This window comes from Bradyrhizobium sp. BTAi1 (assembly GCF_000015165.1).
In the GTDB taxonomy this organism is placed as follows: Bacteria; Pseudomonadota; Alphaproteobacteria; order Rhizobiales; family Xanthobacteraceae; genus Bradyrhizobium; species Bradyrhizobium denitrificans.
The window spans coordinates 6,653,732-6,680,198 of sequence record NC_009485.1 but is presented as its reverse complement, the minus strand read 5'-3'; the positions used below and the strand labels follow the sequence as shown (position 1 = coordinate 6,680,198).

Genomic DNA, 26,467 nt, shown 5'->3' with positions numbered 1-26,467 from the left:
CTACGCGATGACGACAGCGGAATATCTCGCCCGCCGCAGTGAAGTGGAGACCTATTTCGACCGCACCGCGGTCGCCGCCTGGACGCGGTTGACCTCCGACGCGCCGGTCGGCCGCATCCGCGCCACGGTGCGCGCCGGCCGCGACGAGATGCGGCGGACACTCTTGTCCTGGTTGCCGCTCGATCTGCGTGGCGCGCGGCTGCTCGATGCCGGCTGCGGCACCGGCAGCTTTTCGATCGAGGCGGCGCGGCGCGGCGCCGAGGTCGTTGCCGTCGACATCTCGCCGACCCTGATCGAGATCGCACGGCGCCGGCTGCCCGACGACATCAGCCGAAATGCGATCCACTTCGTCGCCGGCGACATGCTCGATCCCCGGCACGGTGGCTTCAACTTCGTCGTGGCAATGGATTCGTTCATTCACTACCGCGCCGAGGATGCCGTGCGGATCGTGGCTGGTCTGGCCGCGCGCACCTCCGAATCGATCTTGATGACCTACGCGCCTCGGACGCCGCTGCTCGCCGTCATGCATGCGGTCGGCGGCGTGTTTCCGCGCGGCAATCGCGCGCCGGCGATCGAGCCGGTTACGGAACAGAAGCTGTACCGCCTCATCGCCGATCACCCTGATCTCGCCGACTGGCGCTGCGCCCGCAACTGCCGCATCGCCAACGGCTTCTACATCTCGCAAGCGCTGGAGCTTCGCCCGTCATGAGCGCGCGCGCACCATCGCTGCTGCAACTGTGGACGCGGCTGTCGTCGCGCTATCTGCCGTTTGCGGATGCCGCCTCGACCGAACTGCCGCTGTCGCGCCTGATGCGGCTGTCGCTGTTCCAGGTCTCGATCGGCATTTCGGTGGTGCTGCTCAACGGCACGCTCAACCGCGTCATGATCGTCGAGCTCGGCGTGCCCTCCTGGCTGGTCGCCACGATGGTGGCGCTGCCGCTGGTGTTCGCGCCGTTGCGCGTGCTGATCGGCTTCAAGTCCGACCATCATCGTTCGGTGCTCGGCTGGCGCCGCGTCCCTTACATCTGGATGGGAACCCTGCTGCAGTTCGGCGGCCTCGCGATCATGCCGTTCGCGCTGCTACTGCTGTCGTCGGGCGATGCGCCGGGCCAGGTGATCGCCGGCCGCATCGGCGCGGCGCTGGCCTTCCTGCTGGTCGGTGCCGGGCTGCACACCACGCAGACCGCGGGCCTGTCGCTCGCCACCGACATCGCACCCGAGCACTCGCGGCCGCGCGTCGTTGCGTTCCTCTATGTGATGCTGATGTTCGGCATGATGGCGAGCGCGCTGACCTTCGGCGGGCTGCTCGCCGAGTTCAGCGAGATGCGTCTGATCCAGGTGATCCAGGGCGCCGCGGTGACCGAGATGGTGCTCAATGTCATCGCGTTGTGGAAGCAGGAGGCGCGTGATCCGTCGCGCACCTCGGCTGCCCGCGAGCGGCCGCGCTTCGGCGATTCCTGGCGTCACTTCCGCGAGGCCGGCGGTTCGCTGCGCGTGCTGGTTGCCGTCGGGCTCGGCACCGCGGGCTTTACGATGCAGGACATCCTGCTCGAACCCTACGGCGCCGAGATCCTGCATCTCACGGTCGGGGAGACCACGGCGCTGACCGCCTTGTTCGCGGCGGGCACGCTGGTCGGCTTCGGCCTTTCGGCGCGCCGTCTCGGCAAGGGCGCCGATCCATATCGGATCGCGGCGCTCGGCGGGCTCGTCGGCTTGTTCGCCTTCTCCTGCGTGATCTTCTCGGCGCCGCTGGCCTCGCCCTTGCTGTTCCGGATCGGCACGACGGCGATCGGCTTCGGCGGCGGTCTGTTCGCGGTGGGCACGCTGACGGCGGCCATGGCGCTCGTGCAGAACGGCGAGAGCGGGCTTGCGCTCGGGGCCTGGGGCGCGGTGCAGGCGACGGCCGCCGGCGTTGCGATCGCCGGCGGTGGCGCCATTCGCGATGTGATGTCGCAACTCGCGCTGGATGGCCGTCTCGGCGTCGCTCTGGCGGGGCCGGCGACCGGCTACAGCATCGTCTACCACATCGAGATCGGCCTGTTGTTCGTCACGCTCGCGGTCATCGGACCGCTGGTGCGGCGCCACGCGCCGTCATCGCCACAACAGTTGCAATTCGGAATAGCTGAATTTCCAGGTTAGCCCAGTCGGGGAGGAAACCATGCAGACGTCTTTCACGAGCTACATCGATGTCGCCCAGGTGGTGCTTTACGGGTTTTGGATATTCTTCGCGGCCCTGATCTTCTACCTGCGCACCGAGGACAAGCGCGAAGGCTATCCGTTGCAGTTCGAAGGCCGGATCGGCCGGCAGACCGCATCGAGCGGTCACGGCTTCCCGACGCCGCCGTCGCCGAAGACCTATCACATGCATGGTGGGCGCACCGCGACCCTGCCGAACCGGGACAATGACCGCGCCGATGCGCCGGTGACGCCGATGTATTCGTGGCCGGGCACGCCCTATCTGCCGACCGGCAATCCGATGCTCGACGGCGTCGGCCCGGGCTCCTATGCCGCGCGCAGGGACGAGCCGGAGCTGACCATGGACAACATCCCGGCGATCGTGCCGCTGCGCGTCGACGGCAGCATCTTCATCGCCTCGGAGGATCCGGATCCGCGCGGCATGCCGGTGTTCGGCTGCGACGGCCAACTCGGCGGCAAGATCCGCGAGGTCTGGGTCGACCGCGCCGAGATGCTGATCCGGTATCTCGAAGTCGAGGTCGAGGGCACCGTCGGCCGCCACGTGCTGCTGCCGATGACCATGGCGGTGGTCGACAAGTCGCGCAAGGCGGTGCTGGTCGACGCCATCCTCGGCTCGCAATTCGCCAACGTGCCCGGCCTCGCCAATCCCGACCAGGTCACCAAGCTCGAGGAGGACAAGATCGTCGGCTATTTCGGTGGCGGACATCTCTACGCGACCGCTGCACGCCAGGAGCCGCTGCTGTGAGTCCGCGTGGGGAGCAAGACCAGCTGTTGCTGCCGCAAGGCGAGCGACTGCTCTGGCAAGGACAGCCGACGGTGAAGGCGCTGCTGCTGCGGGTCTTCCACCTGCGCCTGGTGCTGGCTTATTTCGCGGCGCTGTTCGGCGCGCGGGTGGTGGCGGGCGTGCTCGATCATCAGCCGCTCGCGGCGTCGGTCGCCAGCGCCTCGTCGCTGGTGACGCCGGTGGCCCTGGCGACGCTGCTGCTCACCGGGCTCGCGATACTCTACAGCCGCACCACCCGCTACACCATCACCAGCCGGCGCGTGCTGCTGCAGTTCGGTGCCGTGCTGCCGATGACCTTGAATGTACCGTTCAAGCAGGTCGTCCGCGCCGATGTGAAACTGCATTCCGATGGTTCCGGCGACCTGCCGCTCGGCGTCACCGCCCAGCAGCGGCTGTCCTACCTGCTGCTGTGGCCCCATGCGCGGCCGTGGCGGTTGAACGAGGTCGAGCCGATGCTGCGCGGCGTGCCTGACGCGCGCAACGTCGCCGAGATCCTCGCCAAGGCCTTGGTTGCGGCGTCGGATGGTGTTGGTGCGGCCCAGCCGCTGCCGGCAGGCGATGGCCAGCCGCAGGGTGCGCCTGCGGGCGCGGTCGTCAGCGCGGCGTAACGAGGAGGAGGACGTCATGAGCCAAGCCGAGGGCCATGTCGAGGATCACGGCGAAGCCGAGATCATCATTCCGAAGGGCGCGCTACGCGCGGCCTTCGCGCTGGTTGCCTTTGCCCTGGTCGCGGCCGGCGTCGGTCGCCTCACGGGGATGGGCACCGTGCGCAACGATCACGTCGCTGCCGTGCAGACGGTGGCGCTGCGGTTCGAGGATCGCCCCGATGGCGGCATCTCCGTCGTGTCGCCTGACAGCGGCAAGGTCGTCGGAGTCGTCGAGGCCGGCGGCGATGGCCTGCTGCGCACGGTGTTGCGCAGCATGGCGTTCGATCGCCAGCGTCACGCGATCGGCTCGGGACCGGCGTTCACGATCAATCGCTGGTCCGACGGTCGTCTGAGCCTGGACGATCCGGCGACCGGGCGGCGCGTCGATCTCGCGCCGTTCGGAGCCGACAACAAGCGGCGCTTTGCGGAGCTGATGACGATGGGAGAGACGCGATGAGAGGATTATGGGCCAGCGAACCGCGCCGCTTCGACATCGGCTGCAGCATCGAGGTCGAGCAGACCTCGGAGACCCTGCATGCGCATGTCACGCTCGACCGTGACGTCGGCATCCGCCCGGGCGACGAGGTCGTGATCCATGGCGAGCCGATCACGGTCAAGTTCGGCGAGCAGCTCAACCTGCGCCGGACCGCGACGGTGGTGCGGGCCGGGCCCTGGAAGCGCGCAATGATGCACGTCGCGGGCTATCTCGAGCTCACGGAATTGTACGACGTCAGCTTTTCGGACGGGAGGGTCAGATGATCGCGATGGAAGGCGGAGCCGGGAACATCTCCACCAAGATGGCGCTGGAGGACACGATCCTCACGCCACGCTTCTACACCACGGATTTTGCGGCCATGGACCGGCTCAACGTCGATCTGGTGCGCCGCGAATGGGATGCGGTCATGGCCGAGCTGCGCGCCGACCACAACCGCAAGCACTTCGTGCGCACGCCGGAATTCGAGAAGGATCTGAACGAACTGCCCGAGGCGCTCCGCCTGGAATTCAAGGACTTCCTGGTGTCGTCGCTGACCGCCGAGTTCTCCGGCTGCGTGCTCTATGCCGAGATCAAGAAGCGGATCACCAACCCAGATATCCGCGAGCTGTTCTCCTATATGAGCCGCGACGAGGCCCGCCATGCCGGCTTCATCAACGAGATCCTCAAGGATCACGGCATCGGCGTGGACCTCGGCTTCCTCACCAAGGTGAAGAAGTACACCTATTTCAAGCCCAAGTTCATCTTCTATGCGACCTATCTGTCCGAGAAGATCGGCTATGCCCGCTACATCACGATCTATCGGCAGATGGAGCGCCACCCCGAGCGCCAGTTCCACCCGATCTTCAAGTGGTTCGAGAGGTGGTGCAACGACGAGTTCCGCCACGGCGAGGCGTTCGCGCTTCTGATGCGCGCCGATCCGAAGCTGCTCAGTGGGCTCAACAAGCTCTGGATCAAGTTCTTCCTGCTCGCGGTGTTCGCCACCATGCATGTGCGCGACCACATGCGGCCGGCCTTTTATGAAGCGCTCGGCATGCCCGTGGACGAGTACGACATGCGCGTCTTCCGCATCACTTCGGAGATCTCGCGCCAGGTCTTCCCGGTCATGCTCGACATCGACAATCCGCGCTTCTGGGCCGGCTTGAACCAGCTGCGCAAGGTGTCGGAGGCGATTGCCGATGCGAAGGCGCAGGGCGGGGTCATGGGGGCGATCAAGCGTGCCGTGCTGCCGCTCAAGGCGGCGCTGACCTTCGGCCGGCTCTATATGCTGCCGGCCAAGAGCAACGAGCTGCCACGGGAGATCAGGCTGCAACCCGCCTGGTGACAAGGAGCCGGACATGGGCGCGACCGCGATTGCCATTCCCTATGTCGTGTTCGTCTGGTGGTTCTCGACCGGCGCCGTGCTGGCGCTGGTCGGGCTCGCCGCCCGTCATCCGGCCGCGTTCAAATGGGGCACGGCCGCGGCCTTCGCCGCGGCCCTGTCGGGGGTGGCGGTCTCCAGCCAAGCCGCCGAGGATGCCAACGCCTATTGCGCCTTCACCTGCGCGATCCTGCTGTGGGGCACGGTGGAGATGTCGCTGCTCGCCGGCTGGATCACCGGGCCGCGGCCGGAGCCGTGCCCTGGTGACTGCACGCCGGCGTCCCGCATCGGCTTCGCTCTGCAGGCGATCGCCTATCACGAGCTGGCGCTGATCGCGACCGCGGGTTTGGTGTTCGCGGTCACGTCAGGCGCGCCGAACCGCCTGAGCTGGTGGACCTTCGCCGCGCTGCTGGTGCTCAGGCAGAGCGCCAAGATCAATTTGTTCCTCGGGGTCCGCACGTTGAACGACGAGCTCCTGCCGCAACAGGTGCGCTTCATGCGCAGCTACTTTGCGAAGAAGTCGATCAACCTGCTGTTTCCGTTCTCGCTCGCGGCAGCTTTCGCTGCGACGGTGCTGGTCGCGGCCGCCGCGCTCGGCGCGAAATCCTCGTTCGACGGCGTGGCGCTGTCGCTGCTGGCCTCGCTGATCGCGCTCGGCCTGCTCGAACACGGCTTCATGGCGCTGCCGATGCCGGTGATCAATCTTTGGCGCTGGAGCGCGCCGGTCGAGCCGGTCATGCCGGCGATCGCTGCCGTTGCTGCCGCGCCTGCGCCTGTTCCTGTCACGCCGATGGTGCGGCCCGTGCTTGCCGTCGTGCCGACGCCACCGGAGCGCCCGGTCTCGGCGCAGAAGACCGCCGCAGCCCAGGCCCGCCAACGGCTCGAAGAGCAGTTTCGCCAGGCCTATCGCCAAGCCCGCGCCGAGGCGCAGGCGCAGACCATCACCGGACTGGCCGCAGCATCCATCACGACACCGGTCGATCCGAATACGACAGCACAGGGGGGAGTACCATGAACTACGAAGACTATTTCCGCCGCCAGCTCGACGGCCTGCGGCGGGAAGGGCGTTACCGCGTGTTCGCCGACCTCGAACGCAAGGCGGGCGCCTTCCCGATCGCGACCTACCGCGGTCCCCATGGCGAGCGCGACGTCGCGGTGTGGTGCTCGAACGACTATCTCGGCATGGGTCAGCATCCGAAGGTGCTGGAAGTCATGCACGAGGCGCTCGACCGTTGTGGCGCCGGCGCCGGCGGCACCCGCAACATCAGCGGCACCAATCATTATCACATCCTGCTCGAGGACGAGCTCGCCGATCTCCACGGCAAGCAGGCGGCGCTGCTGTTCAACTCCGGCTACGTCTCGAACTGGACCTCGCTGTCGACCCTGGCGGCACGCATGCCCGGCTGCGTGATCCTGTCCGACGAGCTCAACCACGCCTCGATGATCGAAGGCATCCGCCACAGCCGCTGCGAAACCCGCATCTGGCGCCACAATGACGTCGCCGATCTCCGCGACAAGCTGTCGGACCTCGATCCGAAGGTGCCGAAGCTGATCGCGTTCGAGAGCGTCTATTCGATGGATGGCGACATCTCGCCGATCTCGGATATCTGCGACGTCGCCGATGAATTCAACGCGATGACCTATCTCGACGAGGTCCATGCCGTCGGCCTATACGGCCCGCGCGGCGGCGGCATTTCGGAGCGCGACGGCGTCGCGGATCGGCTGACCGTGATCGAGGGCACGCTGGCGAAGGCGTTCGGCGTCATCGGCGGCTACATCACCGCGTCCAACACGGTCTGCGACTTCGTGCGCAGCTTCGCCTCCGGCTTCATCTTCTCCAGCTCGCTGCCGCCGGCGGTGGCCGCGGGCGCGCTGACCAGCATCCGCCACCTCAAGGCCAGCCATGTCGAGCGCGCCCGGCACCAGGATCGCGTCGCGCGGCTGCGCCGCCGCCTCGACGAGGCCGGCGTCAGCCACCTCGACAATCCCAGCCACATCGTTCCGGTGATGGTGCGCGATCCCGTGCTGTGCAAGCGGATCAGCGACATCCTGCTCGATCGCTACGGCATCTATGTGCAGCCGATCAACTATCCGACGGTGCCGCGCGGCACCGAGCGGCTGCGCATCACGCCGTCGCCCTATCACAGCGACGCCGACATCGAGCATCTGGTCTCGGCGCTGTCGGAAATCTGGGCCGAGATGGGGCTGGCTCAGGCGGCTTGAGGTGACACTTTCGCGCGGCGTTTGAGCCAGATCAATTTGTCAATTTAGCCTGACGTTAGGCTGTAATAACAAATTGACAATCGGGGAGGGCGCCGTGCGGATTTTGTTGCTGCATCCGAATTATCACTCCGGCGGCGCTGAGATCGCCGGCAACTGGCCACCGGCCTGGGCAGCCTACATCTCCGGGGCCCTGAAGGCCGCTGGCTTCACCGATCTCCGCTTCATCGACGCGATGACCAACGACCTCTCCGAGGAGCAGGTCCGCGCCATCCTGCGCAGCGAAAAGCCCGACGTGATCGGCTGCACCGCGATCACCCCCTCGATCTACAAGGCCGAGCGGCTGCTGGAGATTGCCAAGGAGGAGCACCCTGAAGCACTCACGGTGCTCGGCGGCATCCACGCCACATTCATGTATCAGCAGGTGCTGACCGAGGCGCCGTGGATCGACGCCATCGTGCGCGGCGAGGGCGAGGAGATCATCGTCGACCTGATGCGGGCGCGCGAGGACGGCCGCTGGGAACGCGATCGCCGCAGCATCAAGGGCATCGCCTATCGCGACGGCACCGAGGTCGTGGCGACCGTGGCGGCGCCGACGGTGAAGAACCTCGATGCGATCACGCCCGACTGGAGCGTGCTCGAATGGAGCAAATATATCTACATTCCCATGAATAAGCGCGTCGCTATTCCCAACATGGCGCGCGGCTGTCCGTTCACCTGCAGTTTCTGCTCGCAGTGGAAGTTCTGGCGCGACTATCGCATCCGTGACCCGAAGAAGGTGGTCGACGAGATCGAGACCTTGATGCGCGAACACGATGTCGGCTTCTTCATCCTGGCCGACGAGGAGCCGACCATCAACAAGAAGAAGTTCGTCGCGTTCTGCGAGGAATTGATCCGCCGCGACCTCAAGATCCTCTGGGGTATCAACACCCGCGTCACCGACATCCTGCGCGACGAGGCGCTGCTGCCGCTGTACCGCAAGGCCGGCCTGATCCATGTTTCGCTCGGCACCGAAGCCGCGGCGCAGATGAAGCTCGACCGCTTCAACAAGGAGACCACGGTCGCGCAGAACAAGAAGGCGATCCAGCTCCTGCGCGACGCCGGCATCGTCGTCGAGGCGCAGTTCATCGTCGGGCTGGAGAACGAGACCCGCGAGACGCTGGAAGAGACCTACCAGATGGCGCGCGACTGGAAGCCGGATCTCGCCAACTGGGCGATGTATACGCCGTGGCCGTTCTCCGACCTGTTTCGCGACCTCGGCGACAAGGTCGAGATCTTCGACTATGAGAAATACAATTTCGTCACGCCGATCATGAAGCCGGACGCGATGGATCGCGGCGAGCTGCTCGACGGCGTCATGAATAACTATCGCCGCTTCTACATGCACAAGGCGCTGTTCTCCTATCCCTGGGCCGGCTCCGGCGAGCGCCGCCGCTATCTGCTTGGCTGCCTCAAGGCGTTCCTGAAGTCCGGCTTCGAGCGCAAATTCTACGATCTGGGTCGGGTCAATTATTGGGGCCCGCAGTCGAAGGGCAAGGTCGATTTCGGCTTCGACACCTCGCGCAAGCGGGCCGAGCCCGGCAAGGTCGAATGGAAGACCAGCCATAATCGCAAGCTGACCGGACCGCAGCAGGCGCAGGTCATGGCCTGCGGCGGCGGCACCGAGCAGATGAGCGAAGAGGCCGAGACGAGGGTGCATTGAGATGCACGGCAGGCGCGCTCAGCACACTCAGCTGCCGCGGGCTGGCGCCGTGCGCGGCCGCGTCTCGCTTGCTGCTGCACGGTCTTCGCGCCGGGTGCCATTCCAGGTCTCATGGGCCTCCCGGCCATGCGAAGCATCGTCGGGCGGGGGCCTCACCCGGGGCGCCCCGTCATGAGCGGCATCGGTCGTGCCGCAAGACCAGCTGTCGTTCCGAGCAGCCCGGCGGAGGCGGGCGTCTCGGCGGACGATGACGGGCCTGCGGCCCCTTTCAAGCACCAATCCTACGGCCTGTACCCCACTGGGCGCATCGGCCCCAATGCGATCATCCAGACCGCGGAGGCCTTGCGCCTGCAGCGAGGCGATGCGGCCGCGCGCAGCGTGTTCGCGACCGCGGGGCTCGAGGCGTATCTGACCGCGCCGCCGGCCGACATGGTCGATGAAGCCGAGGTAATCCGCCTGCACCGCGCGCTTCGCGCCGCGCTGGACGAGGATTCGGCCCGCGCGGCCAGCATCAAAGCGGGGCAACTGACGGCTGCCTATCTGCTCGCTTATCGCATCCCGCCGGCAGCCCAGCGCCTGCTTCGCCTGCTGCCGGCGCGGCTCGCCAGCCATGCGCTGTCGCGCGCCATCTCGGCCCATGCCTGGACCTTTGCCGGCACCGGGCGCTTCACCGCCCGTCCCGGAAAGCCGACGATCTACGACATCAGCCATTGTCCGCTGTGCCGGGGGCAGCGCGCCGACCATGCCCTCTGCGACTTCTACGCCGCGACGTTCGCGACGCTGTTCGCCGAGCTGGTACACCCCCATGCGCGTGCCCGCGAGATCAGTTGCCAGGCGACCGGCGCCTCCGCCTGCCGGTTCGAGATCGACTGGTGAGACGACATCATGCCCGAAGCGAGGATGCGCCAGCTTCGGACATGGTTCTCATCGCGGCAGGAAGCGTGCGCCCTCCTTGCCGAAGAAATCCAGCATCGCCTGGGCCGGCGGCAGCAGCAGCTTGTCGGCGCGCCGCACCGCATGCCATTGCCGGATGATCGGCAGGCCGGTGACCCGCAAGATGACCAGCCGCCCTTCGCTCAGCTCATGCGACACGGTGTGCTGCGAGATGAAGGCGATGCCGAGACCGGCGATGACGGCCTGCTTGATCGTCTCGTTGCTGTCCATCTCCATGCTGGTCTTCGGATGCAGCCCCTTCTTCTCGAAAAAGGTCTCCATCAGCAGCCGCGTCCCGGAGCCAGGCTCACGCGTGATGAAAACCTCGTCTGCGAGGTCCTCGGCGGCAATTCGCTTGCGGCGTGCAAGGCGATGGCCCGCCGGGGCGATGATGATGTGCGGATGCTGGCCGAACGGCCGCATGTCGACCGGAATGTCGGCGGGCGGCCGGCCCATGATGGCAATGTCGAGATCATAGCCGCGCAAGGCCTCGCGCAGGCTGTCGCGATTGCCGATCCGCAGGGTGACGTCGATCTTGGGAAAACGCCGCGAAAATTCCGCAATCGCAAACGGCACGAAATATTTCGCGGTGCTGACGGCGCCGATTGCGACGCGGCCGCCGCTGCGGCCCGCCAGGATGTCGAGGGCCTGCTCGCAATCCAGCAGCGCCGCCTCGACGCGCTCGGCCAGAGCCAGCACGCTGAGCCCGGCTTCGGTCAGGATCATGCCGTCGGCGGTGCGCTGGATCAGCGGCAGCCCGGCGAGCTCCTGAAGATTGCGAATTTGCAGCGTGACCGCTGGTTGTGTGAGATGCAACCGGCCGGCCGCCGAGGTCACTGACCCAGAGTTTTGCACCGCGACGAGCGCGCGAAGCTGGCGAATGGTGAGGTCGCGGGAGAAGCGCCGGCTCATGGAACTCTCGACATAAGGAAAACTTTGGCCGATCCAAAGATATTGAAATTTCCCTAATCGTGCAATTCGAGTGTTCATAGCAGCGCCGCACGACGCCTTCGTGCAGCTTCATCAAGCTCCCCCCATAGAGGAGCTGATGGCAAGGGAGTGGCCCATGGAACAAAGCCCAACATTGCAGGCTCATCTCGCATTGCAGAATGCAGACGCCGACTGCGCCGCCGTCATCGAGGCTCTCGCCGACGCCGCGCGGGAGCTCGCCCGGCAGATCGCGATCGCGCCGCTTGCGGGATTCGATGAGGGCGCCGCGACGGTGAACGCCGACGGCGACGTGCAGAAGGCACTGGATATCGTCGCCGACAATCTGATGCGTGACGCGCTCCGAAAGGCGCCGGTGGCAGGCATCCTGTCCGAAGAGGTCGATCGGCCGGAAACGGTCAATGCTGCTGCCCCACTTTGCGTGGCGATCGATCCGCTCGACGGCTCCTCCAACCTGCAGAACAACATTTCGGTCGGCACCATCTTCTCGATCCGGCCCAGGGGACGCGACGTTCTCTCCAGCTTCTTCGAGCCGGGCACGGCGCAGCGCGCCGCCGGGTTCTTCGTCTACGGACCGCAGACCTGCCTGGTGCTCGCGATCGACCATCGCGTCGACCTGTACGTGTTGCACCCGACGCTGCGCGAGTTCGTGCTGGCGAGGTCCGGCCTGCGCATTCCGCAGGATACGCCGGAGTTTGCGATCAACGCCTCGAACCGCCGGCACTGGAGCGGCACGGTGCGCAATTATGTCGACGAGTGCCTGGCCGGTGCCGCGGGTCCGCGCGGCCGCGACTTCAACATGCGCTGGATCGCTTCGCTGGTGGCGGAGGCCTATCGCATCCTGATGCGTGGCGGCGTCTTCCTCTATCCAGCCGATTCCCGCCCCGGCTATCGCGAGGGCCGGCTGCGGCTGGTCTACGAAGCCCATCCGATGGCTTTGATCATGGAATGGGCCGGTGGCTCGGCGTCGAGCGGCCGCTCGCGGATTCTCGAATTGTCGGCGCGCTCACCGCATCAGCGCGCGCCGCTGATCATGGGCGATGTTCGCCTCGTTCGTGACGTCGACCAGTTGCATGAGGGCGTCGAGCCGCTGTTCGAGACCAGCGATGCGCCTTTGTTCGCGCGGCGCGGCCTGTTCCGCTGAGCGGCCACCGAGCGAGACTTCCGGAGAAAGTTCATGTCACGTCGCCATCCCATCATCTCGATCACCGGCTCGTCGGGAGCCGGCACCACCTCGGTCAAGAAGACCTTCGAGAACATCTTCCGCCGCGAGAACGTCAAGGCCGCCTATATCGAGGGCGATGCGTTTCACCGCTACAACCGCGAAGAGATGCGCCGCAAGATGGTCGAGGAGGCTGAACGCGGCAACAAGCACTTCAGCCATTTCAGCCCGGATACCAATCTGTTCGAGGAGCTCGAGAAGACGTTTCGCGATTACTCCGAGACCGGCACGGGCATGACCCGCCATTATGTGCACGACGAGGAGGAGGCGCGGCTTTATGATACGAGGCCGGGCAATTTCACCGAGTGGAGCCGGCTGCCTGACGATTCCGATCTTCTGTTCTACGAGGGCCTGCATGGCGCCGTCGTCACCGAGAAGGTGAACATCGCGCAGCATGCCGATCTGAAGATCGGCGTCGTCCCGGTGATCAACCTGGAATGGATCCAGAAGCTGCATCGCGACCGCGCCTCGCGCGGCTACACCACCGAGGCCGTGACCGACACGATCCTGCGGCGGATGCCGGATTATGTGAACTACATCATCCCGCAATTCTCGGAGACCGACATCAACTTCCAGCGTGTGCCGACGGTCGATACGTCCAATCCGTTCATCGCGCGCTGGATCCCGACGCCGGACGAATCGATGGTCGTGATCCGTCTCAAGAACCCGCGCGGCATCGACTTCCCCTATCTGCTCTCGATGATCCAGGGCAGCTTCATGTCGCGCGCCAATTCGATCGTGATCCATGGCTCGAAGCTCGATCTCGCCATGCAGCTCATTCTCACACCGATGATCATGCAACTGATGGACCGAAAGAGGCGCACGCTATGACCGCCACTGCTCTGCAAAAGCCTGCCGCAAAGGCTGATCCGGCTCACGCCGAGATGGCGAACGCCATCCGCTTTCTGGCGATCGATGCCGTGGAGAAGGCGAAGTCGGGTCATCCGGGCATGCCGATGGGCATGGCCGACGTCGCCACCGTGCTGTTCTCGCGCTTCATGAAGTTCGATCCGGCCGATCCGGCCTGGCCCGATCGCGACCGCTTCGTGCTGTCGGCCGGTCATGGCTCGATGCTGCTCTATGCGCTGCTGCATCTGACCGGCTACGAGGCGGTCACGATCGACGAGATCAAGCGATTCCGGCAGTGGGGCGCCAAGACGCCCGGGCATCCGGAATATGGTCACACGCCCGGCGTCGAGACCACGACCGGCCCGCTCGGGCAGGGCATCGCCACGGCTGTCGGCATGGCGCTGGCCGAGCGCCTGATGAACGCGCGCTATGGCGACGAGTTGATCGATCATTACACCTACGTCATTGCCGGCGACGGTTGCCTGATGGAGGGCATCAGCCACGAGGCGATTTCGCTCGCCGGGCATCTGCGGCTCAACCGCCTGATCGTGCTGTTCGATGACAACGGCATCTCGATCGACGGCTCGACCGGACTGGCCTGTTCGGACGATCAGCTCGGCCGCTTCGCCGCCTCGGGCTGGGCGACGTCCCGTATCGACGGCCATGATCCCGAAGCGATTGCGGCTGCGATCGCCGCGGCCCGGCAGAGCGACCGGCCCACGATGATCGCCTGCCGCACGACGATCGGCTTCGGCTCGCCTGGACGCCAGGGTTCGGAGAAGGCGCATGGCGCGCCGCTCGGGCCGGAGGAGGTCGAGAAGACTCGCGCCGCCCTGCACTGGCCGCACCGGCCGTTCGAGATTCCGGCCGATGTGCTGGTGAGCTGGCGCGAGATTGGCGCGCGCGGCCACAGCGTGCGGCAGGCCTGGAAGGAGCGGGCGCGAAAGCTGTGCACTGCGGACCGCTCGCCATGCCACGATGCGCTGAACAAGAAGCTGCCGGCGGCCTATACCGAGCGCATGGCGCAGTTCATCGCGCAGCTCACGGCCGAGCGGCCGAAGATCGCGACGCGCCAGGCCTCGCAGAACGTCATCGATGTGATCGCGACGGTGCTACCCAATCTGCTCGGCGGCTCCGCGGATCTGACCCACTCGAATTTGACCAAGGCGAAGACACACAAGTCGGTGACGCCGGCGACCATGGACGGCAACTACGTGCATTACGGCGTTCGTGAGCATGCAATGGCGGCGGCGATGAACGGTATCGCGCTGCATGGCGGCTTCATTCCTTATGGCGGCACCTTCCTGGCCTTTGCCGACTACAGCCGGCCGGCGATCCGCCTCGCTGCGCTGATGGGCATCCGCGTCATCCATGTGATGACTCACGATTCCATCGGCCTCGGTGAGGACGGGCCCACGCATCAGCCGGTCGAGCATGTCGCCAGCCTGCGTGCCATTCCCAATCTCCTGGTGTTCCGTCCGGCTGATGCGGTCGAGACGGCGGAAGCCTGGGACTGCGCGCTGCGCGCCGAAACCTCGCCTTCGGTGCTCTGCCTGTCGCGCCAGGCGCTGCCGGCCTTCCGCACCGAGGCATCCGACCACAACAAGGTGGCGCTCGGCGCCTATGTGGTTGTGGAGCCGGAAACTCGCCGCGACGTCACTCTGATCGCGACCGGCTCTGAGGTGGCGATCGCGCTGGAGGCGGCGAAGCTGCTGGCGGCCGAAGGCGTGCATGCTGCAGTGGTGTCGGCGCCGTGTTTCGAACTGTTCCGCCAGCAGACGGCGGAGTATCGCGCTCAAGTGCTCGGTAACGCGCCGCGCATCGGCGTCGAGGCTGCCATCGAGGGCGACTGGGCGCGCTGGCTCGGCGACAGCGGCGAGTTCGTGGGCATGCAGGGCTTCGGCGCCTCGGCGCCTGCCGATGTGCTGTACCGAGAGTTCGGCATCACGCCCGCGGCGGTGGCCGATGCCGCCATGCGCAACATCATCCGGGCGCGGGCGTCCTGAGCGGACGCCCGAGAGCGACACGACACAACACACGAACAGGGACGGAGACGAACCATGGCGCGGATCACGCTCAGACAATTGCTGGACCATGCCGCCGAGCGCGGCTACGGCGTGCCGGCTTTCAACATCAACAACATGGAGCAGGGGCTCGCGATCATGGAGGCGGCCGCTGCCGTCGACGCCCCCGTGATCATCCAGGCCTCGCGCGGCGCGCGCTCTTACGCTGGCGACATCATGCTGTCGAAGATGATCGACGCGCTCGAGGAAATGTATCCGCAGATCCCGCTGTGCCTGCACCAGGACCACGGCAATGACGAGGCGACCTGCGCGACGGCGATTAAATACGGCTTCACCTCTGTCATGATGGACGGCTCGCTCAAGGCCGACGCCAAGACCGCCGCGGACTATGAATACAATGTCGACATCACACGGCGGGTCGTCGAGATGGCGCATTGGGTCGGTGCCTCGGTGGAGGGTGAGCTCGGCGTGCTCGGCTCGCTGGAACACGGCGGCGGCGAGCAGGAGGACGGCCACGGTCTGGAGGGCAAGGTCAGCCGCGAGCAACTGCTGACCGATCCCGACCAGGCGGTCGATTTCGTCCGCGCCACCAAGGTCGACGCGCTGGCGATCGCCATGGGGACCTCGCATGGCGCCTACAAGTTCTCGCGCAAGCCGGATGGCGAGATCCTCGCCATGAACGTGATCGAGGAGATCCACCGCCGGCTGCCGAACACGCATCTTGTGATGCACGGCTCATCCTCGGTGCCACAGGCGCTGCAGGACATGTTCAACCAGTTCGGCGGCGAGATGCCGCAGACCTGGGGCGTGCCGGTCGAGGAGATCGTACGAGGCATCCGTCACGGCGTACGCAAGGTCAATATCGACACCGATTGCCGGCTGGCGATGACCGCGATCTTCCGCAAGGTCGGTGCGTCGTCGAAGGTCGAGTTCGATCCGCGCAAATTCCTGAAGCCGGCGATGGATTCGATGCGCGAATTGTGCCGCGAGCGCTTCGAGCAGTTCGGCGCCGCCGGCAATGCCTCGAAGATCAAGGTGCTGCCGCTGTCGGAGATGGCCAAACGCTATCGCTCCGGCGCGCTCGATCCACGAATTGGGGGAATGACTGCGGCCGCGTGAGACCCACACCACAACGACAATCAGGAGGAACACATGAACGATCAATCCATCACCGTGCGCGGCAAGGATCGCTACAAGTCCGGCGTCATGGAATACAAGAAGATGGGCTATTGGGAGCCGTCCTATCAGCCCAAGGACACCGACGTGATTGCGCTGTTCCGCGTCACGCCGCAGGACGGTGTGGATCCGGTCGAGGCCTGCGCCGCGGTCGCCGGCGAGTCGTCGACGGCGACCTGGACCGTGGTGTGGACCGATCGCCTGACTGCCGCGGAGAAGTATCGCGCCAAGTGCTACCGGGTCGAGCCGGTGCCGGGCTCGCCGGGCAGCTATTTCGCCTACATCGCCTATGATCTCGACCTGTTCGAGCCGGGTTCGATTGCTAACCTCACCGCCTCGATCATCGGCAATGTGTTCGGCTTCAAGCCGCTCAAGGCGCTGCGTCTGGAGGACATGCGGCTGCCGGTCGCCTATGTGAAGACGTTCCAGGGCCCGGCCACCGGCATCGTCGTCGAGCGCGAGCGGCTCGACAAGTTCGGCCGGCCGCTGCTTGGCGCCACTGTCAAGCCGAAGCTCGGCCTGTCCGGCCGCAACTATGGCCGCGTGGTCTACGAGGCGCTGAAGGGCGGTCTCGACTTCACCAAGGACGACGAGAACATCAACTCGCAGCCCTTCATGCATTGGCGCGAACGCTTCCTGTATTGCATGGAGGCGGTCAACAAGGCGCAGGCGGCCACCGGTGAGATCAAGGGCACCTATCTCAACGTCACCGCGGCGACCATGGAGGACATGTATGAGCGTGCCGAGTTCGCCAAGGAGCTCGGCTCGACGATCATCATGATCGATCTCGTGATCGGCTACACCGCGATCCAGTCAATGGCGAAATGGGCGCGCCGCAACGACATGATCCTGCACCTGCATCGCGCCGGACACTCGACCTACACGCGGCAGCGCGCGCACGGCGTGTCGTTCCGCGTGATCGCCAAATGGATGCGGCTCGCCGGCGTCGATCACATCCATGCCGGCACCGTGGTCGGCAAGCTCGAGGGCGATCCGAACACCACGCGCGGCTATTATGACATCTGCCGCGAGGACTTCAATCCGATGCGGCTGGAGCATGGCGTGTTCTTCGACCAGCATTGGGCCAGCCTGAACAAGCTGATGCCGGTGGCGTCCGGCGGCATTCATGCCGGCCAGATGCACCAGCTGCTCGATCTGCTCGGCGAGGATGTCGTGCTGCAGTTCGGTGGCGGCACCATCGGCCATCCGCGCGGCATCGCCGCCGGCGCCACCGCCAACCGCGTCGCGCTCGAGGCGATGATCCTCGCCCGCAACGAGGGCCGCGACTACGTGCATGAGGGCCCGGAGATCCTGGCCAAGGCGGCGCAGACCTGCACGCCGCTGCGCGAGGCGCTGGAGATCTGGAAGGACGTGACCTTCAACTACGAATCCACCGACTCGCCGGACTTCGTGCCGACCGTCACTCCCGCCGCTTAACCCGGTTCGAACCGCCGCCGCGCTGCGGGCCGGACACCGGCTCGCCAGGCTGCGCCACATCAGGAGATATCAACATGCGCGTGACCCAAGGCTGCTTCTCTTTTCTTCCCGATCTGACCGACGACCAGATCGCGGCCCAGGTCCAGTACTCCCTCGAAAAGGGCTGGGCCGTGAACATCGAGTTCACCGACGATCCGCACCCCCGCAATACCTATTGGGAGATGTGGGGCCTGCCGATGTTCGACCTGCGCGATGCGGCCGGCATCATGCACGAGTTGGCCGAGTGCCGGAAGATCTATGGCGACCGCTACATCCGCATCTCGGCGTTCGATTCCAGCCACGGCTGGGAATCGACCCGGTTGTCCTTCATCGTCAACCGGCCGAAGCATGAACCTGGCTTCCGGCTCGATCGTCAGGAAACCGTCGGCCGCAATCTGCGTTACTCGACGCGGTCCTACGCGGCCGAGCGCCCGGAAGGCGAGCGCTACTCATAACGACGGAAGCGCTGAAGTCCCCCGGGAAGAGCGGGACTTCAGCGCCGACTCTGCCGCAACGACGAAATCCGATTTGACGGCGTCCCCTGTTTGCCGGAGTTCGCGGGAGGAGCTGCCGCCAGTGCATGCGAACTTCGGCAAGCGGAGCACGGATCCATGATGCAGGCTACGCAGGCGGACGCCAGCCAGGCCACTCCGGTCGATACGATCGACTTGCGCCGCGAGTTCGAGAGCGTCGAGATCGCCCCCGTCCTGGAACAGCTCGACCGTGAGCTGGTCGGTCTTGCGCCGGTCAAGACGCGGATCCGCGAGATCGCCTCGCTGCTGCTGATGGAGCGTATCCGGCGCAAGATGGGGCTGGCGACGACCTTTCCGACGCTGCACATGTCATTCACCGGCAATCCCGGCACCGGCAAGACCACGGTCGCGCTGCGCATGGCCGGCATCCTGCACCGGCTCGGCTTCGTCCGCCGCGGCCACGTGATCAGCGTCACCCGCGACGATCTCGTCGGTCAATATATCGGCCATACCGCACCGAAGACCAAGGAGGTGCTGAAGAAGGCGATGGGCGGCGTGCTGTTCATCGACGAGGCCTATTATCTCTATCGGCCCGAGAACGAGCGGGACTACGGCCAGGAATCGATCGAGATCCTGCTGCAGATCATGGAGTCACAGCGTGAGGACCTCGTGGTGATCCTCGCCGGCTATGCCGATCGCATGGAAAAGTTCTTTCAGAGCAATCCCGGCTTCCGCTCCCGCATCGCCCATCATATCGACTTCCCGGACTATTCCGAGGGCGAGCTGCTGACGATCGCCGAGATGATGCTGGAAGGGCAGAACTACCGCTTCTCGCCGGAGGCGCGCGCAGCATTCGAAAAATATATCGCGGTGCGCCGCACGCAGCCGCTGTTCTCCAATGCGCGCTCCATCCGCAATGCGCTGGATCGCGTCCGCCTGCGTCAGGCCAACCGCCTGGTGTCGCGGCTCGACCGTGTGTTGACGTCCGATGAAGTGATGTCGATCGAGGCCAGCGACGTGCTGGCGAGCCGCGTGTTCGCGCACGGGCAGGGTAAGACGGAGGCGCAGCCATGAGTCTCGCGCTGGTGAAAAACGCCCCGCTCGACGACCTCAAGCGCCGGATCGCCGATGCCGGTGCGCTGATCTTCGATGTTGACGGCACGTTGGCGGAAACCGAGGAGCTGCATCGCGAGGCCTTCAATGAAGCCTTCGTGGCGACCGGCATCGATTGGCACTGGGGACGCCGTGTCTACAAGGAATTGTTGCGGGTGGCTGGCGGCAAGGAACGTATTCGCGCCTTCGACCAGATGCGACGGACGGGGCCGCCATTGAGCGATGCCATCATTGCCCGGCTGCATCGGGTCAAGACCGAGCGTTTTGCCGCGCTGATGGCCGACAAGGGCTGTCCATTGCGCCCAGGAGTGAGAGCGCTGCTCGACGCGGCAATCGGTCGCGGGCAGCGGATCGCAATTGCGACCACCACCACGCGGGTCAATATTGATGCGCTGCTGGCCCCCGTCTTGGGGCAGGATTGGGAGACGATGTTCGCAGCGGTCGTTGCTGCCGACGACGTCGCGCGGAAGAAGCCGGCGCCGGACGTCTACATCGAGGTGCTGTCACAACTCGATCTGCCTGGTGCAAGCTGCCTGGCGATCGAGGATTCAGGCAATGGGCTGATGGCGGCGACCCGCGCCGGCGTGCCGGTGCTCATCACGCGGAGCCTCTACTTTCACGATGATATTTTCGACGGCGCGCTCGCAGTGCTCGACGACCTCAGCGAGCTCGGCGTTTGAGGTCTTTCGATGAAGTGAGCGTCTTCAAGGGTTTCCGATGTTGTACGCCACTATGCGTGCGCATAGCTGCTCCCACAATCGCGTTCTATCGCGGCGGCGCCCAGACCGTGTAATGCGTTATCGACATGTTCACATGTCGACTCGAGGTCCGGGAGTATGGCCCGCACGCTGGCCAAGGTTAAGCGAAGTGCCGTAGCGCGGGATGCCGTGCGCGGTCGGGTGGGCCGGCCTCCGAAGGCATTGGCCGGCGACATCGAAGCGCGGATCCTGGATGCCGCGCGCGAGGTTTTCCTGGAGCGCGGTTTCGACGGCACCAGCATCGATGAGATCGCGGAACGGGCGCCGGCGTCCAAACCGACCATCTATGCGCGATACTCCGGCAAGCCGGCCTTGTTTGCGGCCATCATCGAGCGCTCCCTCAATGAACTGATGAATTTCGGCTCCTACACGGCGCCCGCCGGAACTGTTCAGGAGAAACTGGTCGGGCTGGCGACGACCATCGTCAATCGCGGGTTGAAGGAGACGCTCGGCCTGTTGCGCGTAACGATCGGAGAGGCCTATCGCTTTCCCGATCTCAGCTGCGAGGTTCACGAGGTCACGCGCAAACGTGCGGCGCACGCGGTGGCCGTGCTGCTGGCCGAAACGTTTCGCTCCCCCGGAAGCGGGGCGAGACGCCCGCCTGCAAAGGCCTGGGAGGCCTCTGCGGAGATCTTCATCGATCTGACCGTCCTGCCGCTGATGATGCGCGCGCTGATGGGATTGGACGAGAAAACCCTTCGCAAGCAGATGCCCGTCTTCATTCGCGAGCGGGTCAAGATCTTCCTCGCCCTGCAAGGCAAGGATTAGGGAGCGCGATCAGCGCCGCCGTGGCGACGTGGGCTCCAGCGTGACTTGCTTCAGATCCTTGCCGCTGACCACCACCACGACAAAGGCGAGCTTGCCGTCCTTGGTCATCAGGCCACCGCTGATGGCCTTGCCTGCCGCGGATCGCTCGGCGATCCGGATCGCATCCGACATCTTCAGAGACACCGTATCGAGCGCGGTCAGGCTGTTGCGGTCGCTTTCATTCAGCCCCTGGACCGTCGAGAACAGCACGCTGTTCAGCACCTTGGCGGTGGAGCAGTCGATGTCGGACTCCCAGATCTGTCCGCTTTGCAGCGTCCGGACCTTGTAGACAGGCACGTCGAGTCCGCCTTCGAAGCTGATGTCTGCGGTTTTCGAGCCGGGATGAATCTTCTCGGCGATCCGCAGCGCCTGGTGCAGCGACACCTCGGTGCGGCGGAACCGGTCGAGCTCGCGGTCGATGGTTTCCTGGCTCAGCGCCGGATCATTCGAGCTGGAGGTTTGCGGATCCGAGGCTTGCCCCCCCGCCGTCGAGGCGTTGGGGACGGCATGGGCCAGGGAGCTCCACGACAACAGCATCAAAGTGAACAGAATGATTCGTCTCATGGCTCCCCGCTGTCTCGGACATCGGTCGGTGCTTGTAGAGGATTCCCCGCCAAAGCAGTAAGATAAAACGAAACTGTATAGTTTTATAATTCCTTTCCTCGCCGCTGTCAAGATCGCGGCGGAGCGGGGGTCTGGACCCAGAACTGCCCGGAGCGGGCGCTGTCATAGCCAAGTGCATATAACGAGCGCATATAGTCGGTATCGAATCCCACTCCCGGGCCTTCGGGAACGGATGAGTCGATCGCGGTCATGTTGAAGGCGAGCCCGTTGTGCTTGGCAAATTGATAGGTCGCCGACAGATAGCCCTGGATCTCGCGCTTGCTCTTCATTCCCAGTGAGCGGATCGCGATTGCCTTGGTGCTGTTCTCGACGGGCTGGAATTCGGTCGAGATCCGGCCGTTCATGATGATGTAAATCGCCGGTTTCGGTGCCGCCATGCGCCGAGAGGTGTCGGGCTGCATCAGCAGGCGATCGGGAAAGGTGAAGACCTGCGTCGAAACGCCGCCGTCGACATGCATCTCCTCGATCGGCTTGCCGTCGGAGGAGGCGGCGATCAGCGATGGCGGGAAGGCGACGGGAACGCTGGCCGATGCCGTCAGCACCTGCCGGAATAAAGCGAGCGCCTGCGGCGTTCGCGCCGACGCGATTTCACCCATGTTCCATAGCACCGGGCGGCCCGCATCCAGATCGGTGGTCACGACGAACAGCCGTCGCCCCTTTGCGTGTTCCTTGGCAATCGCTTCTAGCAGTTCGGCCGTTGCATACCGGCTGATGGCGTCGCGAAGCGGCTGGTTATCGAACAGTGCGGAGCCAAATACCGCCCCCAGCGCATTGGGAGAGGCGGCGAACGAACTGGCGAGGCCGCTCGTATACATCTCCTTCAGCGTCGGATCGTAAGCCGGTCCGAGAAACGCAAACGGCGCGATCAGGGCGCCAGTGCTCACGCCCGAGACGACCGTGAATTCAGGACGCGCGCCGCTCTCGCTCCAGCCGTTCAGAATTCCGGCGCCGAACGCGCCGTCGCCGCCGCCGCCCGACAGCGCAAGATAGGCGAAGGGCCGGTTCGGCTGTGGCCTCGGCGTGAACGACGCCACGTTGAAGGTCTCGGGGGGCGCATCGGCCCACATGCGGATTGCGCCGAAGCCGTCGATGCGGGCCCGCTTGGCCTCATCCGCCGAGTAGGTCGCGCGCTGAACGGACGCGCAGGCCGAGAGCAGCAGCGCGGCAACGCAGATTGCGACGGCCACGCTGCCCGCCTGCTTGGAACCTGGTTTCACGCCGCACTCCACCTGTTAAAAACGATACCGTATAGTATTGTTCATGTATATTAATCAAGCCTGAAAGGAGCGCCGCCCATCGTGGCGCGCAGACCGGACCTCGATCGCATAAGCAGGCTGTTGAGCCCAGCGATGCATGCGCCGCGACAGCCACCGCGTAGATGGGAACCGGCTTGGGTGCGATCCAACGCCTGCGGCTAGGACATGGACGTCATTTCCGATAGGTTGCGGCGGTTCAACAGCGCGGCACAGCAATGCCGATCACCGCGTTGATCGCGCGTGCAGGCGCATGAGTCGCTCATGGAAACACAAGAGCGCTCGTGCCACAGACCAGAGAAGAGGACGGCGGAATGACCAAGGGCCAGGCCACGATCAGGACGGCTTTGACCGCGATGGTGCTGCTTGCGGGACTGAGTGGTGCGCAGGCGGCGCAGTGCGGTACGTCGCCTGCGGGCTTCGATGCCTGGAAGCGCGAGTTCAGCGAGGAGGCGAGGGCCAAGGGCGTCGGCGGCACCGCGATCGCGGCGCTGATGCAGACCAACTACGCGTCCGCCACCATCGCCGCCGATCGCGGTCAGCGCAGCTTCCAGCTGTCGCTCGACCAGTTCCTGGCCAAGCGCGGGGCCGCTGCGATCGTTGCGCGCGGCCGGCAGCTGAAGCAGTCGCAGGCGGCGATGTTCGCCTCCATCGAGCAGCGCTACGGCGTGCCGCCGGGCCCGTTGATCGCGATCTGGGGCATGGAGAGCGCGTTCGGCAGCCAGCGCGGCAACCAGCACATGCTGTCGTCGATCGCCACGCTCGCCTATGATTGCCGCCGGCCGGAATTCTTCACCGAGCAGCTCTATGCCGCGTTGAAGCTGATCGACCGCGGCGTGCTGTCGGGCAACACGCGCGGCTCGATGCATGGCGAGGTCGGGCAGACCCAGTTCATGCCCAAGAACATCCTGGCCTATGGCGTCGGCAATCTCGACGTCGCCGCCAACGCGCTGGCCTCCACCGCCAACTTCCTGCGCGCCAATGGCTGGAAGGCCGGCGCTGGCTATCAGCCCGGCGAGCCGAACTTCGCCGCCATCGAGGCCTGGAACGCCGCCGGCGTCTACCAGAAGGCCATCGCCCTGATGGGCCGCCAGATCGACGGTGGTGGCTCAGCCGCGCAGCGGTAAGACGTGCCCTCAGCGCCGGGTATGTAAACATGAAAAAGCGGCGCTTCATCGCTGAAGCGCCGCTCTTCTCTGATCCGATCGGCCGTGACGCTAAACTCAGGCCTTCAGATCGAAGCGGTCGAGGTTCATCACCTTGGTCCAGGCGGCGACGAAATCCTTGACGAACTTCTGCTTGGCGTCCGAGCTGGCATAGACTTCAGCCAGCGCGCGCAGCTGCGAGTGCGAGCCGAAGATCAGGTCGGCGCGGGTCGCGGTCCACTTCACGGCACCGGACTTGCGGTCGCGGCCCTCGAAAGTGTGCTCGCCCTTGTCGACCGGCGTCCAGGCCACGCCCATATCGAGCAGGTTGACGAAGAAGTCGTTCGAGAGCGTCTCGGTCTGCGCCGTGAACACGCCATGCTTGGAGCCATTGGCATTGGCGCCGAGCACGCGCAGGCCGCCGACCAGCACGGTCATCTCCGGCGCGGTCAGCGTGAGCAGCTGAGCCTTGTCGACCAGGAGCTCCTCGCCGGATAGCCACTGCTTGCCGCTGAGATAGTTGCGGAAGCCGTCATGGGTCGGTTCGAGCACCGCGAACGACTCGACGTCGGTCTGCTCCTGCGAGGCGTCGGTGCGGCCCGGTGCGAACGGCACTGCCACATCGACGCCGGCCTTCTTGGCCGCGGCTTCGACACCCGCATTGCCGGCCAGCACGATCAGGTCGGCAATCGAGATCTTCTTGCCACCGGTGGCCGATGCATTGAACTCCTTCTGGATACCCTCGAGCGTCGAGAGCACCTTGGCGAGTTCGGCCGGGTTGTTGACCGCCCAATCCTTCTGCGGAGCAAGACGGATGCGCGCGCCATTGGCACCGCCTCGCTTGTCCGAGCCGCGGAACGTGGAGGCCGAGGCCCAGGCGGTCGAGATCAGCTGCCCGACCGACAGGCCCGAAGCGAGGATCTTCGACTTGAGCGTCGCGACATCCTTGTCGTCGACGACGGGATGATCGAGCGCCGGCACCGGATCCTGCCAGACCAGATCTTCCTTCGGCACCAGCGGGCCGAGATAGCGCACCTTCGGACCCATATCGCGGTGGGTCAGCTTGAACCAGGCGCGGGCGAAGGCGTCGGCGAACTGATCCGGGTTCTCCAGGAAGCGGCGCGAGATCTTCTCATAGGCCGGGTCGAAGCGCAGTGCGAGGTCGGTGGTGAGCATCGACGGCGCGTGGCGCTTCGACGGATCATGCGCATCCGGCACGGTGTTGGCGCCAGCGCCGTGCTTCGGCTTCCACTGGTGTGCGCCGGCCGGGCTCTTGGTCAGCTCCCATTCATAGCCGAACAGGTTCCAGAAGAAGTTGTTGCTCCACTTGGTTGGCGTCGTCGTCCAGATCACCTCGAGACCTGAGGTGATGGCGTCGCCGCCCTTGCCCGAGCCATATTTGCTGGCCCAGCCGAGGCCCTGCTGCGCGATGTCGGCGCCTTCCGGCTCCGCACCGACCAGCGACGCGTCACCGGCGCCGTGGGTCTTGCCGAAGGTGTGACCACCGGCAATCAACGCCACCGTTTCCTCGTCGTTCATCGCCATGCGGGCGAACGTCTCGCGGATGTCGCGCGCGGCAGCCAGCGGGTCGGGGTTGCCGTTCGGGCCTTCCGGGTTGACGTAGATCAGGCCCATCTGCACGGCGGCCAATGAGCCGGCGAGCTCACGATCGCCGCTGTAGCGCTCGTCGGCGAGCCACTTGCCCTCCGGACCCCAATAGATGTCCTGCTCCGGCTCCCAGGTATCGGCGCGACCGCCGCCGAAGCCGAAGGTCTTGAAGCCCATCGATTCCAGCGCGACGTTGCCGGTGAGCACGAACAGGTCGGCCCAGGAGATCTTCTGGCCGTATTTCTGCTTGATCGGCCACAGCAGGCGACGGGCCTTGTCGAGGTTGGCATTGTCTGGCCAGCTGTTCAGCGGGGCGAAACGCTGCTGACCGGTGCCGGCGCCGCCGCGGCCGTCGCCGATACGATAGGTGCCGGCGGCATGCCAGGCCATGCGGATGAACAGCGGGCCATAATGACCGAAATCGGCCGGCCACCATTCCTGCGAATCCGTCATCAGCGCGTGCAGATCCTTCACCAGCGCGTCGAGATCGAGGCTCTTGAATTCCTTGGCGTAATCAAACGCCTCGCCGAGCGGATCGGACAGGTTCGAGTGCTGATGCAGCACCGACAGATCAAGCTGGTTCGGCCACCAATCCTTGTTCTTGAATCCCTTCACGCCGCCCGAAAACGGGCACTTGCTGACATCATCCATTTTTG

At 65.3% G+C, this 26,467-nt stretch carries 25 protein-coding genes; 21 read left to right on the top strand and 4 right to left on the bottom strand.

Features of this window, described 5'->3' with window-relative positions; translation table 11 throughout:
- Positions 1-7 precede the first annotated feature (7 nt).
- The 11 genes from bchM (at position 8) to bchJ (ending at position 10,278) form a co-directional block, all read left to right on the top strand.
- Complete coding sequence (gene bchM / locus BBTA_RS30045) at positions 8-709, top strand: magnesium protoporphyrin IX methyltransferase (RefSeq protein ID WP_012046264.1); 702 nt, start codon at positions 8-10, stop codon at positions 707-709.
- Positions 706-2,139 (top strand): BCD family MFS transporter, encoded by a 1,434-nt coding sequence (locus tag BBTA_RS30040; protein WP_012046263.1) that lies wholly within the window; start codon positions 706-708, stop codon positions 2,137-2,139. Before bchM ends, BBTA_RS30040 begins: the two co-directional genes overlap by 4 nt.
- Positions 2,140-2,158: 19 nt before the next feature.
- Entirely contained in the window at positions 2,159-2,941 is a 783-nt protein-coding gene (puhA, locus tag BBTA_RS30035; RefSeq protein ID WP_012046262.1) for a photosynthetic reaction center subunit H, read from the top strand.
- Positions 2,938-3,588: a photosynthetic complex putative assembly protein PuhB gene (puhB, locus tag BBTA_RS30030; protein ID WP_012046261.1), complete on the top strand. Its 651-nt coding sequence runs from the start codon at positions 2,938-2,940 to the stop codon at positions 3,586-3,588. The genes puhA and puhB overlap by 4 nt, the downstream gene beginning before the upstream one ends.
- 16 nt (positions 3,589-3,604) lie before the next feature.
- Complete coding sequence (gene puhC, locus BBTA_RS30025) at positions 3,605-4,084, top strand: photosynthetic complex assembly protein PuhC (protein ID WP_012046260.1); 480 nt, start codon at positions 3,605-3,607, stop codon at positions 4,082-4,084.
- On the top strand, positions 4,081-4,386 hold the full coding sequence (locus BBTA_RS30020; protein WP_012046259.1) for a hypothetical protein: 306 nt from the start codon (positions 4,081-4,083) through the stop codon (positions 4,384-4,386). The genes puhC and BBTA_RS30020 overlap by 4 nt, the downstream gene beginning before the upstream one ends.
- Complete coding sequence (gene acsF / locus BBTA_RS30015; RefSeq protein WP_012046258.1) at positions 4,383-5,444, top strand: magnesium-protoporphyrin IX monomethyl ester (oxidative) cyclase; 1,062 nt, start codon at positions 4,383-4,385, stop codon at positions 5,442-5,444. The genes BBTA_RS30020 and acsF overlap by 4 nt, the downstream gene beginning before the upstream one ends.
- A gap of 13 nt (positions 5,445-5,457) precedes the next feature.
- Positions 5,458-6,495 carry a putative photosynthetic complex assembly protein PuhE gene (gene puhE, locus BBTA_RS30010; RefSeq protein WP_012046257.1) on the top strand — a complete coding sequence of 346 codons (1,038 nt, stop codon included), beginning with the start codon at positions 5,458-5,460 and terminating at the stop codon, positions 6,493-6,495.
- On the top strand, positions 6,492-7,703 hold the full coding sequence (hemA, locus tag BBTA_RS30005; RefSeq protein WP_012046256.1) for a 5-aminolevulinate synthase: 1,212 nt from the start codon (positions 6,492-6,494) through the stop codon (positions 7,701-7,703). Before puhE ends, hemA begins: the two co-directional genes overlap by 4 nt.
- A 94-nt stretch (positions 7,704-7,797) precedes the next feature.
- Positions 7,798-9,402 (top strand): magnesium-protoporphyrin IX monomethyl ester anaerobic oxidative cyclase, encoded by a 1,605-nt coding sequence (bchE, locus tag BBTA_RS30000; RefSeq protein ID WP_012046255.1) that lies wholly within the window; start codon positions 7,798-7,800, stop codon positions 9,400-9,402.
- 171 nt (positions 9,403-9,573) lie between these two features.
- Positions 9,574-10,278 (top strand): bacteriochlorophyll 4-vinyl reductase, encoded by a 705-nt coding sequence (gene bchJ / locus BBTA_RS29995; RefSeq protein WP_012046254.1) that lies wholly within the window; start codon positions 9,574-9,576, stop codon positions 10,276-10,278.
- Between the two features lie 48 nt (positions 10,279-10,326).
- Here the strand turns inward: bchJ and BBTA_RS29990 are convergent, their stop codons facing one another.
- Complete coding sequence (locus tag BBTA_RS29990) at positions 10,327-11,247, bottom strand: LysR family transcriptional regulator (RefSeq protein WP_012046253.1); 921 nt, start codon at positions 11,245-11,247, stop codon at positions 10,327-10,329.
- Positions 11,248-11,383: 136 nt separating this feature from the next.
- On the opposite strand from BBTA_RS29990, the gene BBTA_RS29985 reads away from it, so the two are divergent.
- From BBTA_RS29985 to BBTA_RS29945, 9 genes are all read left to right on the top strand, one after another.
- Complete coding sequence (locus BBTA_RS29985) at positions 11,384-12,427, top strand: class 1 fructose-bisphosphatase (RefSeq protein ID WP_012046252.1); 1,044 nt, start codon at positions 11,384-11,386, stop codon at positions 12,425-12,427.
- A gap of 33 nt (positions 12,428-12,460) precedes the next feature.
- On the top strand, positions 12,461-13,336 hold the full coding sequence (locus BBTA_RS29980; protein WP_012046251.1) for a phosphoribulokinase: 876 nt from the start codon (positions 12,461-12,463) through the stop codon (positions 13,334-13,336).
- A complete protein-coding gene (tkt, locus tag BBTA_RS29975; RefSeq protein WP_041750977.1) occupies positions 13,333-15,360 on the top strand; it encodes a transketolase in 2,028 nt (675 codons plus the stop codon). Before BBTA_RS29980 ends, tkt begins: the two co-directional genes overlap by 4 nt.
- Positions 15,361-15,414: 54 nt before the next feature.
- A complete protein-coding gene (fba, locus tag BBTA_RS29970; RefSeq protein WP_012046249.1) occupies positions 15,415-16,497 on the top strand; it encodes a class II fructose-bisphosphate aldolase in 1,083 nt (360 codons plus the stop codon).
- A 33-nt stretch (positions 16,498-16,530) separates the two neighbouring features.
- On the top strand, positions 16,531-17,991 hold the full coding sequence (locus tag BBTA_RS29965; protein ID WP_012046248.1) for a form I ribulose bisphosphate carboxylase large subunit: 1,461 nt from the start codon (positions 16,531-16,533) through the stop codon (positions 17,989-17,991).
- A gap of 74 nt (positions 17,992-18,065) precedes the next feature.
- Positions 18,066-18,485: a ribulose bisphosphate carboxylase small subunit gene (locus BBTA_RS29960; protein WP_012046247.1), complete on the top strand. Its 420-nt coding sequence runs from the start codon at positions 18,066-18,068 to the stop codon at positions 18,483-18,485.
- Between the two features lie 159 nt (positions 18,486-18,644).
- Positions 18,645-19,577, top strand: coding sequence for a CbbX protein (gene cbbX / locus BBTA_RS29955; protein ID WP_012046246.1), 933 nt, complete (start codon positions 18,645-18,647; stop codon positions 19,575-19,577).
- Positions 19,574-20,296, top strand: a complete 723-nt coding sequence (locus BBTA_RS29950) for an HAD-IA family hydrolase (RefSeq protein ID WP_012046245.1) — start codon at positions 19,574-19,576, stop codon at positions 20,294-20,296. Before cbbX ends, BBTA_RS29950 begins: the two co-directional genes overlap by 4 nt.
- A 156-nt stretch (positions 20,297-20,452) precedes the next feature.
- Positions 20,453-21,142 carry a TetR/AcrR family transcriptional regulator gene (locus BBTA_RS29945; RefSeq protein WP_012046244.1) on the top strand — a complete coding sequence of 230 codons (690 nt, stop codon included), beginning with the start codon at positions 20,453-20,455 and terminating at the stop codon, positions 21,140-21,142.
- A gap of 9 nt (positions 21,143-21,151) precedes the next feature.
- Here BBTA_RS29945 and BBTA_RS29940 read toward each other — a convergent pair whose 3' ends face one another.
- Positions 21,152-21,745, bottom strand: coding sequence for a PepSY domain-containing protein (locus tag BBTA_RS29940; RefSeq protein ID WP_012046243.1), 594 nt, complete (start codon positions 21,743-21,745; stop codon positions 21,152-21,154).
- A 107-nt stretch (positions 21,746-21,852) separates the two neighbouring features.
- Positions 21,853-23,022, bottom strand: coding sequence for a patatin-like phospholipase family protein (locus BBTA_RS29935; RefSeq protein WP_012046242.1), 1,170 nt, complete (start codon positions 23,020-23,022; stop codon positions 21,853-21,855).
- A 350-nt stretch (positions 23,023-23,372) separates the two neighbouring features.
- On the opposite strand from BBTA_RS29935, the gene BBTA_RS29930 reads away from it, so the two are divergent.
- On the top strand, positions 23,373-24,185 hold the full coding sequence (locus BBTA_RS29930; RefSeq protein WP_041750976.1) for a lytic transglycosylase domain-containing protein: 813 nt from the start codon (positions 23,373-23,375) through the stop codon (positions 24,183-24,185).
- 96 nt (positions 24,186-24,281) lie between these two features.
- On the opposite strand, the gene katG is transcribed toward BBTA_RS29930, so the two are convergent.
- Entirely contained in the window at positions 24,282-26,462 is a 2,181-nt protein-coding gene (katG, locus tag BBTA_RS29925; protein ID WP_012046240.1) for a catalase/peroxidase HPI, read from the bottom strand.
- Positions 26,463-26,467 lie beyond the last annotated feature (5 nt).